General features: G+C 71.3%; 17 protein-coding genes and 1 pseudogene. 8 read left to right on the forward strand and 10 right to left on the reverse strand.

What is annotated here, in order from left to right; all coding sequences use genetic code 11:
- Positions 1-6 precede the first annotated feature (6 nt).
- On the reverse strand, positions 7-1809 hold the full coding sequence (gene ggt, locus ACZ4VF_RS04390) for a gamma-glutamyltransferase (protein WP_467923110.1): 1803 nt from the start codon (positions 1807-1809) through the stop codon (positions 7-9).
- A gap of 108 nt (positions 1810-1917) precedes the next feature.
- Between ggt and ACZ4VF_RS04395 the strand changes: the two genes are divergently transcribed.
- Both ACZ4VF_RS04395 and ACZ4VF_RS04400 read left to right on the forward strand, forming a co-directional pair.
- Positions 1918-2661: a hypothetical protein gene (locus ACZ4VF_RS04395; RefSeq protein ID WP_467923111.1), complete on the forward strand. Its 744-nt coding sequence runs from the start codon at positions 1918-1920 to the stop codon at positions 2659-2661.
- Positions 2662-2784: 123 nt separating this feature from the next.
- Positions 2785-4350: a CocE/NonD family hydrolase gene (locus ACZ4VF_RS04400; RefSeq protein ID WP_467923112.1), complete on the forward strand. Its 1566-nt coding sequence runs from the start codon at positions 2785-2787 to the stop codon at positions 4348-4350.
- 49 nt (positions 4351-4399) lie between these two features.
- Here ACZ4VF_RS04400 and ACZ4VF_RS04405 read toward each other — a convergent pair.
- The 7 genes and pseudogenes from ACZ4VF_RS04405 to ACZ4VF_RS04435 form a co-directional block, all read right to left on the reverse strand.
- A pseudogene (locus ACZ4VF_RS04405) lies at positions 4400-4886 on the reverse strand (amino acid ABC transporter permease); the annotation flags it as partial.
- A gap of 679 nt (positions 4887-5565) precedes the next feature.
- Positions 5566-6006 carry a DUF6278 family protein gene (locus ACZ4VF_RS04410; RefSeq protein WP_467923113.1) on the reverse strand — a complete coding sequence of 147 codons (441 nt, stop codon included), beginning with the start codon at positions 6004-6006 and terminating at the stop codon, positions 5566-5568.
- 15 nt (positions 6007-6021) lie between these two features.
- The gene (locus ACZ4VF_RS04415) at positions 6022-6801 is read right to left on the reverse strand and encodes an exodeoxyribonuclease III (RefSeq protein ID WP_467923114.1); all 780 of its coding nucleotides are present in this window, start codon (positions 6799-6801) and stop codon (positions 6022-6024) included.
- A gap of 35 nt (positions 6802-6836) precedes the next feature.
- Positions 6837-7472 (reverse strand): MBL fold metallo-hydrolase, encoded by a 636-nt coding sequence (locus tag ACZ4VF_RS04420; RefSeq protein ID WP_467923115.1) that lies wholly within the window; start codon positions 7470-7472, stop codon positions 6837-6839.
- Positions 7473-7510: 38 nt separating this feature from the next.
- Positions 7511-8806, reverse strand: a complete 1296-nt coding sequence (gene pcaDC, locus ACZ4VF_RS04425; RefSeq protein WP_467923116.1) for a bifunctional 3-oxoadipate enol-lactonase/4-carboxymuconolactone decarboxylase PcaDC — start codon at positions 8804-8806, stop codon at positions 7511-7513.
- Positions 8807-8962: 156 nt separating this feature from the next.
- Complete coding sequence (locus ACZ4VF_RS04430) at positions 8963-9754, reverse strand: hypothetical protein (RefSeq protein ID WP_467923117.1); 792 nt, start codon at positions 9752-9754, stop codon at positions 8963-8965.
- Positions 9751-10386: an ABC transporter ATP-binding protein gene (locus tag ACZ4VF_RS04435; protein ID WP_467923118.1), complete on the reverse strand. Its 636-nt coding sequence runs from the start codon at positions 10384-10386 to the stop codon at positions 9751-9753. Before ACZ4VF_RS04435 ends, ACZ4VF_RS04430 begins: the two co-directional genes overlap by 4 nt.
- Before the next feature lie 268 nt (positions 10387-10654).
- On the opposite strand from ACZ4VF_RS04435, the gene ACZ4VF_RS04440 reads away from it, so the two are divergent.
- Positions 10655-11884 (forward strand): flavin-containing monooxygenase, encoded by a 1230-nt coding sequence (locus ACZ4VF_RS04440; protein WP_467923119.1) that lies wholly within the window; start codon positions 10655-10657, stop codon positions 11882-11884.
- A 478-nt stretch (positions 11885-12362) separates the two neighbouring features.
- On the opposite strand, the gene ACZ4VF_RS04445 is transcribed toward ACZ4VF_RS04440, so the two are convergent.
- On the reverse strand, positions 12363-13280 hold the full coding sequence (locus ACZ4VF_RS04445; RefSeq protein WP_467923120.1) for a cupin domain-containing protein: 918 nt from the start codon (positions 13278-13280) through the stop codon (positions 12363-12365).
- A gap of 105 nt (positions 13281-13385) precedes the next feature.
- Positions 13386-14504 (reverse strand): YncE family protein, encoded by a 1119-nt coding sequence (locus ACZ4VF_RS04450; protein ID WP_467923121.1) that lies wholly within the window; start codon positions 14502-14504, stop codon positions 13386-13388.
- 278 nt (positions 14505-14782) lie between these two features.
- Between ACZ4VF_RS04450 and ACZ4VF_RS04455 the strand changes: the two genes are divergently transcribed.
- From ACZ4VF_RS04455 to ACZ4VF_RS04475, 5 genes are all read left to right on the forward strand, one after another.
- The gene (locus ACZ4VF_RS04455; protein ID WP_467923122.1) at positions 14783-16264 is read left to right on the forward strand and encodes a PP2C family protein-serine/threonine phosphatase; all 1482 of its coding nucleotides are present in this window, start codon (positions 14783-14785) and stop codon (positions 16262-16264) included.
- Positions 16264-16755 (forward strand): STAS domain-containing protein, encoded by a 492-nt coding sequence (locus ACZ4VF_RS04460; RefSeq protein ID WP_467923123.1) that lies wholly within the window; start codon positions 16264-16266, stop codon positions 16753-16755. Before ACZ4VF_RS04455 ends, ACZ4VF_RS04460 begins: the two co-directional genes overlap by 1 nt.
- Before the next feature lie 1156 nt (positions 16756-17911).
- The gene (locus ACZ4VF_RS04465) at positions 17912-20020 is read left to right on the forward strand and encodes an ATP-binding SpoIIE family protein phosphatase (protein WP_467923124.1); all 2109 of its coding nucleotides are present in this window, start codon (positions 17912-17914) and stop codon (positions 20018-20020) included.
- Between the two features lie 82 nt (positions 20021-20102).
- Positions 20103-20525, forward strand: a complete 423-nt coding sequence (locus ACZ4VF_RS04470) for an STAS domain-containing protein (protein ID WP_467923125.1) — start codon at positions 20103-20105, stop codon at positions 20523-20525.
- A 28-nt stretch (positions 20526-20553) separates the two neighbouring features.
- Complete coding sequence (locus ACZ4VF_RS04475; protein ID WP_467923772.1) at positions 20554-21174, forward strand: LysR substrate-binding domain-containing protein; 621 nt, start codon at positions 20554-20556, stop codon at positions 21172-21174.
- The last annotated feature ends 19 nt before the right edge of the window (positions 21175-21193 follow it).

The following is a 21193-nucleotide window of genomic DNA, read 5'->3' on the forward strand; positions in this document are numbered from 1 at the left end:
GGCGCCTCAGGGCGCCGGGTCCACCACCATCGCCGAGCCGCCGCCGCGCCGTGTCCTCTCGGCGGCGGCCAGCCACTTCCCGTCGGGCAGCCGCTGCACGCCGGTGGCCGCGCCGATCTCGGGGTTCTCCTTGAAGCTGTGCCCGATGGCCTCCAGCTGTTTCCTCAGGCCGCTGTCGTACAGCCCGGGTTCCAGCTCGGTCTGGGCCGCGTTGCGCTGGCTGGCGCGGGGTGCGGCGATCGCGTCGACGAGCGGCAGGTGCCGGTCCAGGAACCCGGTGAGGGTTTGCAGGACGGTGGTGATGATGGTCGCGCCGCCCGGCGAACCGACCGCCACCACCGGCCTGTCGTGCCGGTCCAGGACGATCGCCGGGGAGATCGAGGAGCGCGGACGCTTGCCCGGGCCAGGGAGGTTCGGGTCGTGCACCGCCGGGTTGGCCGGGGCGAAGGAGAAGTCGGTCAGCTCGTTGTTGAGCAGGAAGCCCCGGCCCGGGACGGTGATGCCGCTGCCGCCGGTCTGCTCGATGGTGAGCGTGTAGGCGACGACGTTGCCCCACTTGTCGGCGACGGTGAGGTGGGTGGTGTTCTCCCCCTCGTAGGTCGTCGGGGCGGCCGTACCGCCCTGGCCGCAGCGCGCGGGGTGGCGCGGGTCGCCGGGTGCGAGCGGGCTGCCGAGCACCGCGTCGTCCTTGATGAGGCACGCCCGCGAGTCGGCGTAGCGCTGCGAGAGCAGCTGCCGGGTGGGGACGTCCTCGAAGGCGGGGTCGCCGACCCAGCGCCCGCGGTCGGCGAAGGCGATCCGGCTGGCCTCGATGTAGCGGTGCAGGTACTGCGCCTCGCTCGCCTTGGAGAGGTTCGTGCGCTCCAGGATGTTGAGCGCCTCGCCGACGGTGGTGCCGCCGGAGGAGGAGGGTGCGATGGAGTACACGTCCAGGCCGCGGTACGACGTCCTGGTGGGCGCCTGGACCTTGGCGCGGTAGACGGCCAGGTCCTTTTCGGCCAGCTTGCCGGGGCGGGCCTTCCAGCCGGAGGCGGGGTCCACGGGCGGGTGTTCGGCCGTCCGGACGATGTCGTCGCCGATGTCACCGTGGTAGAGCGCGCCGACACCCTGCCGGCCGAGCTGCTCGTAGGTGCGGGCCAGTTCGGGGTTCTTGAACGTGGAGCCGACGACGGGCAGCCGTCCGCCCGGCAGGAACAGCTTCGCGGTGTCGGGGAAGTAGCGGAAGCGAGTCTCGTTGGCCGCGGTCTGCGCGCGGAAGGTGTCGTCCACCGTGAAGCCGTCGCGGGCGAGCCGCTCGGCCGGCTTCAGCACGGTGCGCAGCGTGCTGCTGCCCCACTCGTCCAGGGCCTTCTGCCAGGTGGCGGGCGTGCCCGGGGTGCCGACGCTGAGGCCGCTGCTGACGGCGTCGGCGAAGGCGAGCGGCCTGCCGTTCTCGGTGAACAGGTCGGCGTCGGCGCTGAGCGGCGCGGTCTCGCGTCCGTCGATGGTGTGCACCGTGCGGGTTCTCGCGTCGTAGTAGACGAAGTAGCCGCCTCCGCCGATGCCGGCCGAGTAGGGCTCGGAGACGCCGAGCGCGGCGGCGGTGGCGACGGCCGCGTCCACCGCGTTGCCGCCGTGCTTGAGGACCTCGATACCGGCGGCGGAGGCGTCCGCGTCGACGCTGGCCACGGCGCCGCCGTAGCCGACGGCCACGGGAACCTTGCCCACCGTCTTGTCCGTTGTGGCGGCGGGTGGCGCCGCCGCCCCCACCGAGACCACGGCGGCCGAGACCGCCAGGACCGCCAGTTTCCGCGTACCAGGACGACCCATCCGAACCTCCCGTCGGGACAGTCCGCGCAGCGTAACCGGATTGCCGGTACTACCGACAGTACGCCTGAGGCCCGTGGTCGTCGCCCGGGCCCGCTACCATGCGCGGCCATGAACGACGACGTGCGCAACATCGTCCTGGGGGTCGTGGCGGCGGGCGTGTCCGCCTCCCTGGGCTGGCTGGCCCGTACCTTCCTCTGGCGGCGCCGACTCCGCCGCAGGCAGGCCTTCTTCGGGCTGCCGGACCACTCCGAGGCGCTGCTCGTGGTCAACCGCAAGGCGGGCGGGCCGGAGCTGACGGTGGCGCGGCACGACATGTTCGCGCTGCTGGAACTCTCCGCGCTCATCAAGGACTGCCGCGCGCGCGTCGAGATCGTGGCGCACGACGCCGCCCGGCGGGGTTTCGGCGGGCGGACGGAGTTCTGCGTCGGGGGGCCCTACTCGAACGACCGGATGGCGGCCCACCTCTCCTCGCTGCTGCCGGGGGTGCGGATGAACGTGGAGGCCGAGAGCGGTCCGGAGCTGGGCGCGCTGCGGATCGGCACGGAGACGTACCGCATGGAGCGCGGCCGGAGCGAGTACGTGCTGCTCGCCCGGCTCACCGTGGACGGGCGGGGAGACACCCGACCGGTGTTCCTGTTCTGCGGCCAGCGCGCCATCACCAACCAGGCCGCGACCCGCTATCTCGCCCGCGAGCACGAGCGGTTGGCCCGCAGACACGGCGGCGGCTCCTTCGCCCTGCTGCTGAAGGTGGTCAACTCCGAGGCGTACGGGCCCGATGTGGTGGAGCTGGTGGCGGACGTGACGCGGGCGGCGCGGACGCCGCTGCCGGAGCCCGCCGCCGACGTCGGGTGAGGCGTCAACAATCTTTACCCGTACGTAACTTACCGACGGGTTACTTACGGTAAGGGGGTGAGGTTACCGTCGGGTCACTTTGCACTGACACACGGGAAACCGACCCACGTGAAGGAGTGACCCATGAGACTCGGTCGCACCGGGCTGCGCGCCTCCGCCGCCACGGCCGTCTCCGCGGCGCTGCTCGCCGGCACCGTCACCGGCCTGGCACCGGCCGCCCAAGCCGCCCCGTCCATCCGCTTCGTGGACATCACCGGCGACGGCGGCACCGTGCTCAAGGCCAACGTCCTCACGCCCCAGGGCACCGACGGCACGCACCGCTATCCGCTCATCGTGCTGCCCACGAGCTGGGGCCTGCCCCAGGTGGAGTACCTGGCCCAGGCCCAGAAGCTGGCCGACTCCGGTTATGTGGTGCTCACCTACAACGTGCGCGGATTCTGGCAGTCCGGCGGCCGGATAGAAGTGGCCGGTCCGCCCGACACAGCGGACGCCTCGAAGGTCATCGACTGGGCCCTCGACCACACCCCGGCCGACCCGGACCGCATCGGCATGGCCGGGGTGTCCTACGGGGCCGGGATCAGCCTGCTCACCGCCGCCCACGACAAGCGGGTCAAGGCCGTGGCCGCGCTCAGCGGCTGGGCCGACCTGATCGACTCGATCTACTCGGGGCGCACCCAGCACCTCCAGGCGGCGGCCGTGCTGGACGGCGCGGGCACCCTCACGGGCCGGGAGAGCCCCGAACTCCGGGAGATCTTCGACAACCTGTACTCCTCGAACCTGTCGAAGGAACAGGACATGATCGACTGGGGGCGGAAACGTTCCGCCGCGACCTATGTCGACCAGCTCAACAAGAACGGCGCCGCCGTCATGCTGGCCAACGCCTGGGGCGACACGGTCTTCCCCGTGAACCAGTACGCCTCCTTCTACGAGAAGCTGACCGTCCCCAAGCGTCTCGAACTGCGTCCCGGCGACCACGCGACACCCGAACTGACCGGCCTGTTCGGGCTGCCCAACGACGTGTGGACGGACACCCGGCGCTGGTTCGACCACTACCTCGGGGGCGCCGACAACGGCGTCGACCGGGAACAGCCGGTCCGGCTGAAGTCCCGTGGCGCGGGGGAGTACGAGGGCTACCCGGACTGGAAGTCGGTCACCGCTACCCGGAAGAAGATCGCGCTCGCGGGCTCCACCACCATCCACGCGAACGTCGACTCCGGCGCCGACGGCGGGATCGTCTTCCTCTCCAGCATCCTGGACCAGATCGCCCAGCTCCCGCCCGTCGCGTCGATGCCGCTGCTGCCGCGCCGCTGGGCGGCCGTGTGGCAGTCGGAGCGCTACGGCAGCGCGCAGCGGGTGCGCGGCACCGCCACCCTGCACACCACGCTCACGCCGACGAAGGAGAGCGGCACGCTCATCGCCTACCTGTACGACGTGGGCCCCCTGGGCTTCGGCAAATTGGTCACGCACGCGCCGTACACCTGGCACGGGCGGACGCCCGGCGAACCGTTCACCGTCGGCCTGGAGCTGTTCTCCACGGCCTACGACGTTCCCGCCGGGCACCGCCTCGCACTGGTGGTCGACACCGTCGACCCGCTCTACGCCGAGCACAACCCGTCCGGCGCGCAGCTGACCTTCTCCTCGCCCGAGGACGACCCGTCGTACGTGTCCGTCCCGCTCGGCGAGCAGTGATCTCCGGCTGCCGCCGGACGAGCATGGCCCGCGTGAACTGCCGCCCCCCTCATGCTCTCGGGGCCGTGGGGGGCACCCCACCCGGCAGCAGCGCCCCCGGCCCGGGTGTGGCGACCGCCACCCCCTTGGCCGTGGGGCTGCGCCGCTCACGCCGGGACACCCAGTCGGCGAACCACGAGAGCAGCATGCACATCCCGGTGTGGATCGGCGAGATCACCTCACCACGGGGATGAACGGCAAAGCGTAGTCGAGATCCGGGGCCATGGGCTTCCCGGTGTGGAGGAACTCCTCGTGGGCGAGGAGACGACCGAGGGAGGTGTCCTTCCGCGCGACCGTCAACTGGCCGGTGAGCGCGGGCAGCAGGACGCGCACCACCGGCGGGAACGGCACGTGCTCCACGACCCGCGTCCCGCGTCAGCCGAACGCGAACATGGCCTGCCGGCGGCCGCGTTCGGCGGCGTTCACCCCGAGCGGAGGGCCTCGGCGAGCACCGAGCCGTCGTCTAAGGCGAGTCCGGCGAACAGGACGGGCAGCGGACCGCGTCCAGGCGCGGGCGGCGGGCCGCGTCCAGGCGCGAGCAGCGGACCGCGTCCAGGCGCAGGCGACGGACCGGACCCAGGCGCGGGCAGCGGACCGCGTCCAGGCGCGAGCAGCGGACCGCGTCCAGGCGCAGGCGACGGACCGGATCCAGGCGCGAGCAGCGACCGCGTCCAGGCGCGAGCAGCGGACCGCGTCCAGGCGCAGGCGACGGACCGGATCCAGGCACGGGCGACGGACCGGATCCAGGCGGGGCAGCGGACCGCGTCCAGGCGCGGGTGGCCAGTGGCCCTCGGCCCGCCTGGTGGTGAGGGAACGTCCTGGCCGGGAGGCCGTTGCCGGGCGGGCCGCCCTCGGGCCGCACTCCCCCGTCACCGGCGTTCCGCGTACGTCCCCGCCGACGGGCTCCCCCGGAGCGGCCGCGCCCCGCGTACGTCCCCGTCGACAGGCTCCCCCGGGGGCGGCTGCGCCGGTGGGCGCAAGCTGTGCGGACGACAGCGGAGTTGACGGGCGGCACGCGCCTTGCGGGCGACAGCCGTGTGCACGTCGGCCGAGGTGCCCCGGGTACACGGGGATCGCCGCCCTCGGCGGACGGATCCCGGGCGCAGGGCACCGCCTCCGGACTCGCCCCGTCTTCCGCCCCGTCTTCCGCGTCGTCTTCCACGCCGGCCTCGGCGGTCAGGTCTCGGCGATCTCCGCGTACAGCTGGGACAGCTCGGGGACCCCGCAGGCCGCCCACTCCTGCCCGGCCGGCACCACCTCCACCGATCGGCCGGAGGCGAGCCGTACGACGGGCTCGCCGTCGGGACGGATCCGCCAGCCGGCGCCGGGCACGGTGCGCACCACGACGGTGCCCAGGTACAGCCCGGCGTCGTGGCCCAGTCCGGGCAGGGTCTCGGGGTCGTCGCGCCAGCGCGGCGCCATCTGGTCCAGGGCCTCCAGGGAGGCCGGGCTGCCGTCCAGGCGGACCCCCGCCCGCTCCGCCTGGGAACGCAGCAGGTCGCACTCGGACAGCAGCGCGGCGAGCGCCCCGGGATCGGAGGAGAACGCCTCGGGGCCGGCGGTGAGGGCCGCGTCACCGTTCTTCTTGTGCCGGGGGCCCAGGAACGGAAGGTGCATGGACCCAGCGTGGCATCACACGTCCAGGTCGACCACCACCGGCGCGTGGTCGGAGGCGCCCTTGCCCTTGCGCTCCTCCCGGTCGACGTAGGCGTCCTTGACGGCCCGCGCGAACGGCTGGTTGCCGTAGACCAGGTCGATGCGCATGCCGCGGTTCTTCGGGAAGCAGAGCTGGCGGTAGTCCCAGTAGGTGAACGGGTGGTCGTACTTCAGCGGGCGCGGCACGACGTCGCCGAGGCCGGCCTCGCGCAGGGCGGCCAGGGCGGCGCGCTCGGCGGGGGTGACGTGGGTGGAGCCCTCGAAGGCGGCCGGGTCGAAGACGTCGTCGTCGGTCGGCGCCACGTTGTAGTCGCCCAGGACGGCGAAGGGGCGGTCGCCCTGCGCGTCGCCGTACACGGCCGCCTTCAGGGCCTCGAACCATTGGAGCTTGTACGCGTAGTGCGGGTGGCCGACCTCGCGGCCGTTCGGCACGTACACCGACCAGACGCGGACCGGGCCGCAGGTCGCCGAGATGGCGCGCGGCTCGGTGACGCCGTCGAAGCCCGGGTCGCCGGGCAGGCCCTTGACCACGTCCTCGATGCCGACGCGGGAGAGCACCGCCACGCCGTTCCACCGGCCGGTCGCGTGGACCGCGGCCTCGTACCCCAGCTCGCGGAGCTGGTCGTACGGAAACTGCTCCTCGGCGATCTTGGCCTCCTGGAGGCAGAGCACGTCGGTGCCGCTGCTCTCCAGCCAGGCCAGCAGCCGGGGAAGGCGGGCGGTGATCGAGTTCACGTTCCAGGTGGCGATGCGCATGCCTCACAACCTACCCGGAGCCACTGACAACGGGCTCAGAGCTCGGTCCACGCCCCCGGGTGGAGCCTCTGGTGCGCCGTGCCGCCCAGACGGCCGAGGTGGCCCTCGTAGATCGGCAGGGCGAGGTCGGTGAGCAGGGCGTCGTGGACGTCGTACGCGCGCCGCGGGCCCACCTCGCGGACGTAGTCGATCACCTCGGAGATCTTGTTCCAGGGGGCCATCACCGGCACCAGCAGCGTCTCCACCGCCCGGCCGGGCACGGTGAGGGCGTCGCCGGGGTGGAAGATCTTCCCGCCGTCGACCAGGTAGCCGACGTTGGTGACGCGCGGGAGGTCCGGGTGGATCACCGCGTGGAGTTCGCCGTGGACCTGGACGTCGAAGCCCGCGGCGGTGAACGTGTCGCCGTGGCCGACGGTGTGCACCCGGCCGGGGAAGGCCGCCGTGATCCGCTCGGCGACGGCCTTCAGCGTCCAGATCTCGGCGGCCGGGTTGTTCTCCATGGCGGCCCGCAGCCGGAACTCGTCGAAGTGGTCCGGGTGCTCGTGGGTGATCAGGATCGCGTCCGCGCCGAGCGCCGCGTCCTCCTCGGAGAAGCCGCCCGGATCGATGACGAGGGTCTGCCCGTCCTTGTCGAGGCGGACACAGGCGTGGGATTTCTTCGTCAGCTTCATGGCTCCCCATCCTGCCGTCCCCGGCCGCCTCGCGGACGCTACCCGGCGGGCGTGGTCTCCTCCCGGATCACCTGCTGGGCCACGCGGAACGCGCTGTTCGCGGCCGGCACCCCGCAGTAGACGGCCGCCTGGAGCAGCACCTCCTTGATCTCGTCCGGGGTGAGCCCGTTGCGCAGGGCCGCCCGCGTGTGGGACGCCAGCTCCTCCAGGTGTCCGCCCGCGACCAGTGCGGTCAGCGTGATGCAGCTGCGGGTGCGGCGGTCCAGGCCCGGCCGCTCCCAGATCTCGCCCCAGGCGTAGCGGGTGACGAAGTCCTGGAAGTCCCCGGAGAACTCGTCGGCCTGGGCGAGCGCCCGGTCCACGTGCGCGTCGCCGAGCACCTCGCGGCGGATCTTCAGCCCGGTCCGGTACCGGTCCGGCGGTCCGACGGGCTGTGCGGGTGCGGGGGCGGGGGCGATCTCGGCGACCGGCGCGGGCTGCGGCGCCGCGGCCGGGACCGCGACCGGGACGGCCGGCGTGCCCGGCAGGACGGTCTGCCCGGTGTCGAAGGGCTGCTGCCAGGCGGTGCCGAAGTGGTGCACCAGCAGGTCGGTGACGGCGGCGGGCTGCTCGACCGGGACCAGGTGGGAGGCGCCGGGGACGACCGCGAGCCGGGCGTCCGGGATGCCGGCGACCAGGGTGCGGGCCTCGGCGGGGCCGGTGACCTGGTCGTCGGAGCCGACCAGCACCAGGGTCGGCACCCCGACCCGGCCCAGCTCGGGCCGCACGTCGAAGGCGGCGAGGGCCTCGCAGGCGGCGATGTAGCAGCCCGGGTCGGTCGTGCGGACCATCTGCACGGCCCACTCGGTGATCGCGGGCTGCGCGGCGGCGAACCCGCCGGTGAACCAGCGGTCGGGCGCGGTCCGGGCGATCGGGTCGAGTCCGTTGGTGCGCACGACCACCCCGCGCTGCCGGAACTCGTCCGCGGTGCCGAACCGGGGCGATGCCGCGACCAGGGCGAGCGAGGCGAGGCGCTCGGGGTGGCGCAGGGCCAGCTCGATGCCGACCGCACCGCCCAGCGCACAGCCCGCGTAGCCGAACCGCTGCACGCCGAGCGCGTCCAGCGTGGCCAGCAGCCGGGCGGTCAGCTCGGCGACGGAGCCGGCCGGGTGGGCCGGGGCGCCGCCGTGGCCCGGCAGGTCGAATCGGAAGACCCGCCACTGCTCGGCCAGCTCCGGCACCTGACGGTCCCACATGTGCCAGGTCGTGCCCAGTGAGGGACCCAGGATCAGAACGGGTGCGTCTTCTCGCCCGTCGAACCGGTATTGCAGGGTGTTCGGTGGTGTCTCGCTCACGCCCCAGACCCTCTCACGTCTCACGACTGCCCCTATAGCGAGGGTTGCGACTGCACAGGTCTGACCCCAAAGACGTGCGGCCTCGGGATATGGAGTAGCGCGACAGCCGCCGTCATCCGCGGCGCCGGGACTCGGAGGTGTCCGTCCTGGTCGTGATTACTCCTCGTTGGCTCTCGTCCTGCGGGACCACGGGGAGCGGGAAGGGCGGTGGTGGTGGAGGACGAGCAGCGCCAGGGCCCCGGTCGCTGCGGACCAGGCGAGGGAGAGCAGGCCGTGGGACCAGGGAGTCTGGGGGGTGAGGGCTGAGCTCAGCGCCAGCTGGTTCACGCCGTACAGAGGAAGCGCGGAAACGCCTGCCACATCCATGAGGGTGTTGAAGACGGGGTTCTGCAGACCGGTGTCGACCAGGCTGAGCATGATGATCAGGAAGAAGCCCTCCAGCTCGCCGCGGACCAGCGAGCCGAGGAGAAGCCCGATGCCGCCGTAGGCGAGGCCGGCGCCCGCAAGGGCAAGCCCCAGCGGGCCTGCGTGGCGTACGGGCAGGGAAGCCCACAGCAGGATCGTGGTGTAAAGGGCCAGCGCGACGGCGGTGAGGGCGATGGCAGTGAGTTTGGCCAGCAGCATCGGCAGCCGGGGGTAGCCGGCCAGCAGGAGACGGCGGTCCGTCTGCCGGGACTGGAAGGTCTCCGTGAAAGTGATGAAGCCGGCGACCATGGTGACGGCGCCCAGCGCGCTGGCCACCTGGCCCAGCTGGCTGGCCGGAGCAGAGACGGGGACGCTGATGGCGTCCAGCCGGATGCGCACCACTTGGTCGGATGTGCACAGGCGTGCCACGGCGATCCAGACGGGAAGGAACGCGACTGCCAGAACCAGGGCCAGCCGGTTGCGCAGGTGGCCCAGCAGAGTGCAGCGCAGGAGCTCGGTGAAAGCCGCGCAGGTGAGTTTCAACGCTCGGTCTCCTCCAAGTGCAGACGGCCCTGGCGCAGATGCGCGATTGCGTCGAAGTGGTGTGCGTCGTGCAGCAGGTGAGAGACCACGATGATCGACCGGCCCTGATCACGCAGGGCGGCGGCCAAGGCCCAGAACCGCTGGTGGGTGTCCCAGTCGAAGCCCTGGTAGGGCTCGTCGAGGACCAGCAGTTGTGGATCGTGCATGAGAGCGATCAGCAGGTTCAGCTTCTGCCGCGTTCCACCACTGAGTTCGCCGACCTTCTGTCGTCGGCAGGCGGTCATCGCCAGCAGCTCCATCAGCTCACCGGCCCGTTCCAGTGCCGGCAGCCGGTAGGCCCTCTGGAACAACCGCAGATGCTGTTCGAGGGTGAACGCGTCGTTCAGTACGGCTTGTTGCGGGCAGTACCCCAGTGCTCCGGTCCGTGTCACCGTGCCGCGGTCGGGTGCAAGGTGGCCTACGGCGATCTGCAGCAGCGTGCTCTTTCCCGCACCGTTCTCGCCGACGATTCCCACCAGCGTCCCGGCAGACACGTCAAGGTCCACATCGCGCAGGACCTGCCGGCCGCCGTACGCCTTGCAGACTCCGCTGATCCGCAGCCGTGGCCGGGGGCGCGTCGTTACTGCTTGCATAGGAACTCCTCGAAGGAATCAGACAGGTGGAGCGAGCCGTTACGGAGGGAGCCCCCGCGGAGGCCGGGGCCGCGCAGGCGCATGACCCGTAGGGGCCGGCGCCGCCTCACCCCCTTGCGGGCCGGCTCTCGGGACGACCGAACCCTCGCGCAACGTCTGCTGCCTGGTGACCAACGAGTCCGCACCGCCGGTGTAACGGCAGTGACCTCCTGCGTCATATCTGGGAGTTGGGCGTGACGTAGGCCGTGGTCTGGCGTTGTAGGAGGTGATGCCCCCCACACCACAGCGAGACTTCTGTGCTCCCACCATCGTGATCGGAGCCGGCCCGCACGGCTTGGCAGCCGCCGCACTGCTGAACCGCTCCGGCGAGCCGACCGTGATCCTGGAACGGTCGGACCGCGTGGGAGCGAGCTGGGCGCAGCGCTATGACCACCTGCGTTTGCACACCACTCCCGGCACGTCGAAACTCCCCGGCCTGCCCATTCCGCGTCAGGCGGGTCCTTGGGTGAGCCGGGACGACTATGTGCGCTACCTGGAGCGTTACGTCACCCATCACCGACTCGACGTCCGGGTGAACACCGAGGTGCAGCGCATCGAACGGGCCGAGCCGGGTTCGAGAGCACGATGGCTGGTGCACACGGCCGACGGTCCGGTACCCACTGGTGCGGTCGTGGTGGCCACCGGCCGCTGCCACACGCCCGACATTCCGCGCTGGCCCGGGCGTTCGACGTTCACCGGCACCCTGCTGCACTCGGCCCACTACCGCTCCCCGGCCCCCTACCTGGGGCGGGACGTGCTGGTGGTCGGCGCCGGCAACAGCGGTACCGAGATCGCAAGCGTCCTGGCCGGGGCCGGAGCCGAACGGGTACGGATCTCAGTTCGCACCCCACCCAACATCCTGCCCCGCTCCAGCGCACGATGGCATGCGGCCGGCCGGCTGACGGAGGTCCTCCCACTGGCGTGGCGTGACCGTACCTCCCTTCTCACGCAACGTCTCGCGGTGCCCGACCTGACCTCACGGGGACTGCCCCGGCCCCGCACCGGTGTGTACACCCGCAATGCCAGAGAAGGGGTCAACCCGGTGCTCGACCACGGCTTCGTGGACGCCGTGCTGTCCGGCCGGGTCGAGCCGGTCGCTGCCGTCCAGGCGTTCGACGGCCCGGACGTGGTACTGGCCGACGGCAACCGGCTGCGGCCCGACACGGTCATCGCCGCCACGGGGTTCCGGTCCGACCTGCACGACCTGGTGGGGACCCTGGGCGTACTCGACGACGCCGGGCAACCCCTCGCCGTAGGCGGGCAGAACCACCCTGCGGCCCCGCGCCTGTACTTCACCGGGTACACCAACCCCCTCACGGGCGTCCTTCGCCAAGCGGGTATCGAGGCACACGCGATCGCCCATGCGTTGCGACGGGAGAAGGCGCGGGCAGCCCTTTGCCTCCCCCGGCCCGGTGGCCGCACGGCCGACGCGCTCGACAACGGGCACCCACCTGTCTGACGAAGGCTGTCGTGCTCGGCTGCCGGTCGACACCAAGGCGCCGTGGCGGAAATCGCCGACGGTCTCCCCGGATGTTCCCCGGATGCGTCCGCACCGGGGGCTCCGCACGACGCATCGGGCCACTGAGAAGGCCCTGTTCCGGTAGCGCGAGGGCGGCTGGTCAAACGTCGCGGTCCAGAAGGCGTCGTCGCACTGCGACCGCCGCACTAGACGGCGTCCTGTACCAGGGCACGGTCACCGGTGCGGTGCGTCGACGGCCTGGCCCACCTGCTTGCGGTCCCGAACGCGATAACCGCCCCATGTGACCGACCTGCTGTGAGACTCGAACACACGCCCTTCATGGACGTCGCGGGAGTGTGAACCGCTCCGCGGGAGGCCGCGCCCGGTCGGTGACGGCGACCGGGCGTCGGCCTTCAGTCGCCCGGTCGGGCACGACACGGACACAGCTGCGGCGGAGGGGTGCGACTCATGGCTGGGCTCAAGTCAGCGGGGTGTTGGCCAGGACCCGCCGCAGGATGCTCCAGGAAAGGTCGGACTCGGTGGCGAACGCACGCCGCTCCTTGGACTTCTCGTCGATGTAGTTGAAGGCGTCGCGGCTGTAGCTGTTGCCGTCGTCGTCCTCGACGCCGGTCTGCTCCGGGTTGAGGTAGACGTGGAAGCTGGCGCCGAAGTCGGCGGAGGCGTTCATGTAGCCGGGGCCGGTGGAGCCGCCACCGCCGTCCATCGGGCAGTACACCCGGTGCACGGCGTAGTTGTCCCTGGACAGCCACGCGCACTGGCCGGGGGTGAGGGTGATCAGCCCGAGTTTGCGGGCGTTCCAGTGGAGGTGCTCGTAGACCATGACGTCGAGCTGGCCGGCGAGGCAGAAGACGATGCCGGTGGTGTGGCCGTGTGAGTGGATGGGCGAGTAGTGCTGAGCGGGCCAGATCTCCAGGACGACGGGCGAGCCGATGTCGCCCTTGGGGTGGTCGTCGGGGTGGAGGTGGCCGTGCTCGGCGGCCAAGTGGTCGTAGTCGCCCCGGCCGGTACAGGCGACACGGATGTACGGCGGGTGAGTCTTGTCATGCTTGTACTTCTCCAGCAGGATCTGGCGCAGCAGGCCCACCTTCTCGCCGGGTGCGGTGGCGGGGGCGAGGTGTTTGCGCATCGCCTCGGTCTCCCACGCCGAAAGACGCAGGTCCTGGGCCTTCCGCGCGAGGTCCATGACGGCCGGTGGGATCATCAGCTGGCGGGCGTACTCGTCGAAGGACGTGGCCTGCCCGATCACAAGGGACGGGGCGGCCTCGGCGCCGCGGAGACGCAACTGCCGTTCTTCTTCCCTGGTGATGTGGAAGGGGTACGTCGCATCGCCGTACTCCGGCTGTCCGGCGGACGTGTGGGCAGTGGAAAGGCTCATAAGTGGGGACTCCTTGGTGTACGGGGGCACCGCGGCTCGGCGCGGCTCCCGATGACGCCACGCGTGTTCGGGACCACGGCTCGAGGCGGGTACCGTGCGGTGTGATCAGTGGCTGGGCAGGCGTGTCGCCCTGAGGCCGTCGAGGGGGTACTCCTGGGGCAGGTGGACAGGGTCGCCCGGCACGGTGATCAGCACGGTGATCGGCCGGGAGGTACCCGCGGCGAGGAACTGGTCGCCCACCGAGCTCAGGTATGCCTTGCCGTCCTGGGCGATGACGTCGACGCCGGAGGCTTCGGCTTTCGCGCCCTTGACCGTGGGCAGGTCGAAGGAGACGCGGAACCTCCTGACGTCCTCCGCCGCGCCGCTGTCCTTGCTGACGGCGGTGAGGGTGAGGTCGAAGCTGTAGACCCGGCCCCGGGGTTCGCCGTTCTCCCAGGTCCCCTTGAACTTCTTCGTCACGACGATCTCGTCGTAACTGGGCGGGACGGGCAGCGGGGTGATGCGCCCGGCCCCGTTCACGATCTCGAGGTCACCGACGGGCACCCTGCCCCGTCCGATGCGCTGCGCGTGGTCGGGGATCTCCGCCGTGGTCAGATCCAGGTGGTGGACGTTGCCCGCCGAGTCGACGGCGTAGAAGTTGCCGTCCTGGTCGAAGAAGGTGGCCGCGTACGCCTTGCGTGAGCCTGCCGCCGTGCTGGCCTGAGCGGGCGGGAAGACACCCCGCTTGAGGACGGTCTTCATGGGCTGCCGGCCCGGGTCGACGAGCAGCAGGTCGCCGTTGTCGCCCTCCACCGAGTACAGCCGCCCGTCCCTGGGGTGGTAGGCGAAGTCGTCCCACCGGCCGCCTCCCGGTGCGTTGCGGGGTGTGGCCGTGCCGGCTGCCACGTCGATGGCGTAGCTGGGGGCGTCGGGGTTGCCGACGACGAAGAGGGCCTTGCCGTCGGGGTCCATGTCGCCGTCGAACCAGGGCCCGTGTGGCAGCCCGTCGATGACCTGCTCCTTCAGGGTGCCGGCCACCACGTCGACAGTGATGAGCTTGTTGCGGCTCACGGCCAGCAACAACGGCTCCTTGTCGTCTCCGCGGTACTGGGCCCCCATGGCGGTGTAACCGCTCTCGTAGGGCGCCACGTTGCCGACGACGCGGGTGTCGCCGTCGATGGGGTCGAAGCGGTGGATCCGGGTGCTGGTCCTGCCGACGGCGAGATACACCTTGCGGTGAGCCATGGAACAAAGCGTCCTTCCACGCGACTGCGGAACGCTTCGACGTCTGCCCTCAGACCCGCCAGGACAAGCACGCTAAGTATTCGTTCGAACACAATGCGCCACATCCCTCGGGCGCTGTGAGGACCCGCCTGCCGATACCAACCGGCACGTCGCACGAAAGGCCACGGCCGAGACGCCCGGCTGGCGGCGGCATTGGCGTTCGGGTGTGTGGTCGACTTAGGCTGCGTCGGTTCGTGCCGTTCACGGCGGCAGCCCATCGACGGAGAGGAAAGCCGACCATGCAGCAGGCATCGGCCACCGACCCGGCTCCCGGGCGCCGCCCCGAGCTGGTCCCCGACCCGGACGCGGAGGCGGCCCGGATCGCGGCGGTGCGCCGCTACGACATCCTTGACACTCCGCCCGACGGGGCGTTCGACCGGGTGGCGGCGATGGCCGCCCGGCTCTTCGACGTGCCGGTGGCGACGGTCACGATCGTGGACACCGACCGCATCTGGTTCAAGGCCGCCCACGGCCTGGAGGGTGTCGCGGAGATCGGCCGTGATCCGGGCCTGTGCGGCTCGGCGATCCTGCGCGATGACACGATGGTCATCCCCGACACCCTCAAGGACCCCGTCGCGGCGGACAATCCGCTGGTCGCGGGAGAGATGGGGGTGCGTTTCTACGCCGCCGCACCGATCATCACCCCCGACGGGCACAAGCTGGGCACGGTCAACGTCCTCGACACCCGGCCGCGCTCGATCACCGAGGAGGACACCGCCACCCTGGCCGATCTCGCCGCGATCGTGCTGGACGAGATGGAGCTGCGGCTGTCGGCGCTGCGCGCCCTGCGCGACGAGCAGGCCCGCCGGGAAGCGGAAAGGCGGCACGCCGAAGCGGAAAGGGCGCGGGCCGAGGCGGAACGGGCGGCGCGGGAGAAAGCGGAGCAGGACAAGGCCGCCATCGCCGCGTTCGCCTCCACCCTCCAGCGCACCCTGCTGCCCCCAGCCCTGCCCGTGGTGCCGGGCCTGGAACTGGCCTGCCACTACCGCACCGCCTCCGCCCACGACGTAGGCGGCGACTTCTACGACGTCTTCCCCGTCGACGGCGGCCGGTGGGCGTTCGTCCTCGGTGACGTGTGCGGCAAAGGCCCCGAGGCGGCGACCGTCACCGCCCTGGCCCGCCACACCCTGCGCGCCACGGCCCAGATCAACGCCGACCCCGTCACCGTGCTGAGCGCGCTCAACACCATGCTGCTCACCGACGTCACCGCCGGCCGCCGCTTCTGCACCATCCTCTTCGGCCTCCTCGAGCCCCGGGAGGACGGCGGTTTCACCGTCACCGTCGCCGCCGGCGGCCACCCGCCGGCCTACCACGTGCGGCCCGACGACAGCGGCGCCGTCTGGGTGCGGGCCGTACGCCCCAAGGGCGGCATGCTCGTCGGCGCCTTTCCCCAGGCACCCTTCGCCCAGACGACGTTCTCCCTGACGGCCGGGGAAAGCCTGTTCCTTTACACGGATGGGCTGATCGAAGCCCGCACCACCGAGGGCGCCATGCTCGGTGAGGACGGCCTGACCGGTTTTCTCCACCAGCGCACCGCGCCCGTCACCGCGGCCTCCCTGGTCGAGGACAGCATCACCTTGCTGGCCTCGCTGCCCGACGGAGCCGGCGACGACGTGGCTCTGCTGGCCCTGTCCGTCCCCTACCCTCACACCATGCCCGACGGCAGTGTCGCTGCCACCGCCCATACCGCCGCCGCGCCCGACCACTTCGGCCAGGAGTGATGACCGACGTGACCGACACGCCGCAGTTGACCGTCGAGCACCCCCGTCCCGGCCTCGCGATCGCCACGGTCGCCGGGGACGTGGACACGCGCACCGCGGACACCCTGCGCCACGATGCCTCGGGAATCATCCAGCGGAGGTCTCCGCACCTCGTTCTGGACCTGTCACAGGTCGGCTTTTGCGACTCCGCCGGCCTGAGCGCGCTCATCGGCCTCTGGCACGCCGCCCAGGCGGCGGGCGGTGCACTCAGACTCGCCCACGTCCCCGACCGCCTGATGCGGATGCTCGTCCTCACCGGTGTCGACACAATCCTGCCGGTCTATGCCACCACCAGCGAAGCAGTCACCGCCATGACCGCCGACGAGCCCACCAGCGCAGGGCCGCAGGGCTCCGTCGACCGTGTGGTCCCCTTCGGCGGGGCTGGTGAGCCGACCGAAGGGGACCACACGGCCTGTGACAGCGCTCATAACCCCTCCGCGAACCTGAGCTGATCGCGCCGACGCGTCCCGATGGGGCGTCTGTACCGGAGATCGAGCCCGGCGCTCTTACCGCAGTACACCCGCGCTGCTGTGGGATGTCGCTCCGCTGCTCCCGCCTCGCCCGTCGCGGCGTCGGCGGTATCCGGGCCAGCTGCCGGCGGATGACCGTGCGGCTCTGCGCGGGATCGTCTACGTGTTCGATCTACGGCCCGACGACGCACCGTGGCTGCGCCGGCAGCCGGCTGTATGGCTGCGCAGCGGCAGCCCCGTCGGCCGCCGGTAGCCGTGCTCGGTCCACTTCGGTGGCCTGGCGGAACGCTACCTCCCGGTTCAGCGCCACCACCTGCTGGCAGAGCGCGACGAACTGGTCGGCCGTCCGGGCCTCGACGAGATGCAGCAGTACGGTCGGCTGCGGGCCGTCCCACCACGTGGTCCGCGCCCCGTTGCAGCGGAAGCGCCGCATGCGGCCTTGGCAGGCCGTCCGCGCCCAGTTGCAACACCTGTACGACCTGACCGACGCCCTGGCTGGAGCAATCACCCTCGCCCAGGTCTCCCGCGTCGTCAGCGAGGCCGCGCCGGCCGCGGACGGAACTACCTGCACTCGGCATGACTGGGGCCGCCCCTGCAGCCGGAGGACGACCGTCTTGCGCACACCGCTCTACGCTCCGAGCACGTGACGGCTGTGGCCCAGCCGATCGCCCAGGCCCTGCGCCGGGCACCACATCCGCACGAGACGACCGGGTACAGGGACGGCAGCCGGATCGGGACGATCGGGAATCGGCCAGGGGCTACCCTTGATGCCCGTGGTCCCGGTACTCGTCCCTGGCCCTCCCACTTGAGGTATCGAGGTGTGCTCAGCGTGCAGGACGTCCGGATCGACCTGTCGGCCTTCGGTCTCAGTGAAGCAGCCCGGTGTACTGCCCATTTGCGGACGTCCGTCGCGCGTGTGCCCTCCCAGGACACGGCGGCACAAGCGATCGCCGACTTCTTCCACAACAGTCTGGTCGACGGGCGGGCCGGACGCGCCTGTGCTGCGGTAGGCGTCTTTCTTGCCGGCCCCCGGGAGGCCGTCACCGCGGCTGGGCGTCCACGACGGCGTATGTCTCTGGCTGGATTCCGCGGACCGTGCGTCCGCTCGCCCGGCGCGGAGGGTGCCGGCCCGGCGGACGTGCCCACGCTGTCGCCCGGCGCCTTCGAGAAGGCGCCGTCGGTGTACCGGCTGCTCGAGCGCCTGAGAGTCACGGCCGAGGACGCGAACGGCGCAGTCCCTCCCGTGAGGGACGCCGACGTCGTGCACCTGCCCGCCGGCCAGGTGGACGGCCTGGAGGAACTCCTCCCGGGGCAGGATGTCCGTTCCACACTCGTCTTCGGGGGAACCCTGGCGCCGGGCGAGCGGTTCGCAGTGGTGCTGTTCTCCCGGGTTCCGCTGTCCGCCGAGGTCGCCACGCTGTTCCGCGCTGTCACCGGCAGCACGCGCCTGGCACTGCTGTCCGCCGGGCAGCCGTCGCCCACCGTGGAGGCGGACGCGGCCCGTTCCGTCCTGGAGAGCATGGAGCATCTGGTCGAACAGCGAGCCGGGCACCTGCAGACGGTGGTGGCGCAGCTGCGCTCGGCCACGACGGAGCTGCGACGATCTCAGAAGGAGCTGGAGCGGCGGGAACACGAACTCCGCGAGGAGGCGGCGATCGTCGAGCTGCTGCAGGAGGTCGGCAGCCTCCTGGCGGCGGAACTCGACCTCGACGCGCTGGTCCAGCACGCGGTCGACGCCGCCACCCGCCTGGCCGGGGCGGCGTTCGGCGCCTTCTTCTACAACGTCCTGGGCGAGACCGGAGAGTCGTACCTGCTCTATGAGATCTCCGGTGTCGACCGGTCGGCCTTCGACAAGTTCCCCATGCCGCGCAACACCCGGGTGTTCGAGCAGACCTTCCGAGGCCTCAGCGTGGTGCGGTCCGACGACATCACGCAGGACCCGCGGTACGGGCACAACGCACCGCACCACGGAATGCCGGAAGGGCACCTGCCGGTGCGGAGCTACCTGGCCGTTCCGGTGATGTCCCGTGGGACCGTGCTCGGCGGGTTCTTCTTCGGCCATCCCGAGCGGGGGATCTTCAAGGAGCGACACGAGCGCCTGGTCACCGGTGTCGCCGCGCAGACCGCCGTGGCGCTGCAGAACGCGCAGACGTACCGCCAGGAACGGGAGGCGGCCACGGAACTGCAACGCCATTTGCTGCCGGCGCTGCCACGCGTCGACGGAGTGGCCAGTACGTGGCGATACCTCCCTGCCGCGCGGGATCGCGGTACCGGCGGTGACTGGGTGGACCTCATACCGCTCCCGGACGGCGAAGTGGCGCTGGTCGTCGGTGACGTGATGGGCAAGGGCGTCAGGGCGGCGGCGGTCATGGGTCAGATCCGCACCGCCTGCCGGGCCTACGCGCAGCTTGGTCTCGCTCCCTCCGATGTGCTGGAGCAGCTGAGCGTCCTGGTGGACGACATCGCCCCCGGCTCCATCGCCACCTGCGTCTACGCGGTGCTCGACACACGCCGGGACCGGCTGCGCGCGGCCGTCGCCGGGCACCTGCCACCGGCCCGGCGCGACCAGGAAGGCACCGTCACGTTCATGGACGAGCAGGTCGGACCGCCACTGGGCGTGGGCAGGCACCGCTACACGGAGCAGGAGGTCCCGCTGCCACCCGGAGCACGGTTGCTGCTGTACACGGACGGCCTGGTCGAACGCCGCGGGCGCCCCATCGACGACGGCCTGCGGCAGCTGCGGGAGCTGCTGGCCGGCCCTGTGGGCGAGATCGAGGCGGACTGCGACTCGTGGCTGGACGCCCTGGCCGGCGGGCAGCACGACGACGACATCGCCCTGCTGTACCTGCACCGGCCGGAGGACGCGTCGCACCAGGTGGTGACGGTCGTTCGGGACTACGCCCCGGTCTCCAGCGCCGTCCCCGACGCCCGCGACCTGGTGGCCGACGTCATGCGCCAGTGGGGTCTGCGGCATCTGGCGAACGACATGATGCTCATCGCGGATGAAATGGTCGCCAACGCCGTCCGCCACGCCAGGACACCGCTGCGCGTCGAGCTGCGGCGAGCCGGTGAACGTGTCGTCCTGGAGGTCACTGACAGCAGCACTGAGGAGCCGCGTCTCATCGTGTCCCAACCCGGCGAGTTCGGACACCGGGGCATATTCCTGATCGACGCCATCGCGACACGATGGGGCACCCGCTGGATCGACGGAGGGAAAGTGGTGTGGGCGGAGATCAAGACCTCGTGACGACCCACCCCGGCCGTTTCCTCGGCCGGCACAGGAACAACCAGCCGACCCGTTCACCCCGGACACGGAAGAGACGCCCTCGATGACCTCTGCCCACGGTCCCGGGGCTCGCAAGCCCTCCGACAGCTCGCCACCGGTCGACTCCCGGAGTCTGGTCCCGCCCGGCCCGACGCTGAGCCTCGCTTCGCACCGCGGCCCACGACACACGGTCGTCGCCGTCGACGGCCCCATCGACTACCACACCGCGCCCCAGCTGCTGGGACACCTCACCACGACGGAGATCCAGAATGTACCCCTGCTGATACTCGACCTGACCCGCGTGGACTTCTGCGACTCCAGCGCTCTGGGAGCCTTCGTCGACATCCACCGCCGCCGTGTGGCCGCGGGGCACCGGTTCGCGTTGATCGGCGTACAACCCGAGGTCAGACGCATCCTCGAGCTCACCCGTCTCGCGTCCGTGCTGCCGCTGCACGAGACGGCCGAGGACGTGCTCTCCGGAGACTGACTCCGTCCGACACTGCGGCTCGCCGGAACTGCCCGGCCACGAGGTCGACATCACCACCGAGCACTCGGCGACCACGCTCACCCGCATGCTCAGCGCCGGGAAGTACGACGCGATCCTGTACGGAGAGGTCGGCGACCACGAAGTACCGCTCCCCGACGGTGTGGCTGCCCGCACCCTCGTCCCGAAGGAACCCGCCTGCGTGCGCCTGTCGGCCACCCACCCCCTGGCCGGGCAGGAGGAGATCGAACTCGCCGACCTGGCGGGCGAAACCTGGACGGCGCTGACCGACGACGACGACGGCGGCCCGGAGGCCATGACCGAGGTCTGCCTCCGGGCCGGCTTCACGCCGAAACTGCGCTACCGGATCGCCGACCGCAAGATGCGCTGGGAACTGATCGCCGCCGGACGGGCCATCTCCCTGTGCCAGCCCACCTCTCCGCATGTCGAGGGGACGGTCCTGCGCCCGCTGGCCGGCGACCCGCTGACCGAACGCATCCGGATCGCCTGGAACCGAGCCGCAGTCACCGAGCAGCGTGCCGGGCTGCTGTACCGGGCGGCGGCACGCGCGTACCTCGCCAGCATCCCCGACAACACCTTCTACCGCACATGGTGGGAAGCCCGCCCCGAACTGCACCCGGTCCTCGACTGAGCGCATTCGCGGACCGCGG

Source organism: Streptomyces sp. NPDC029151 (assembly GCF_055564315.1).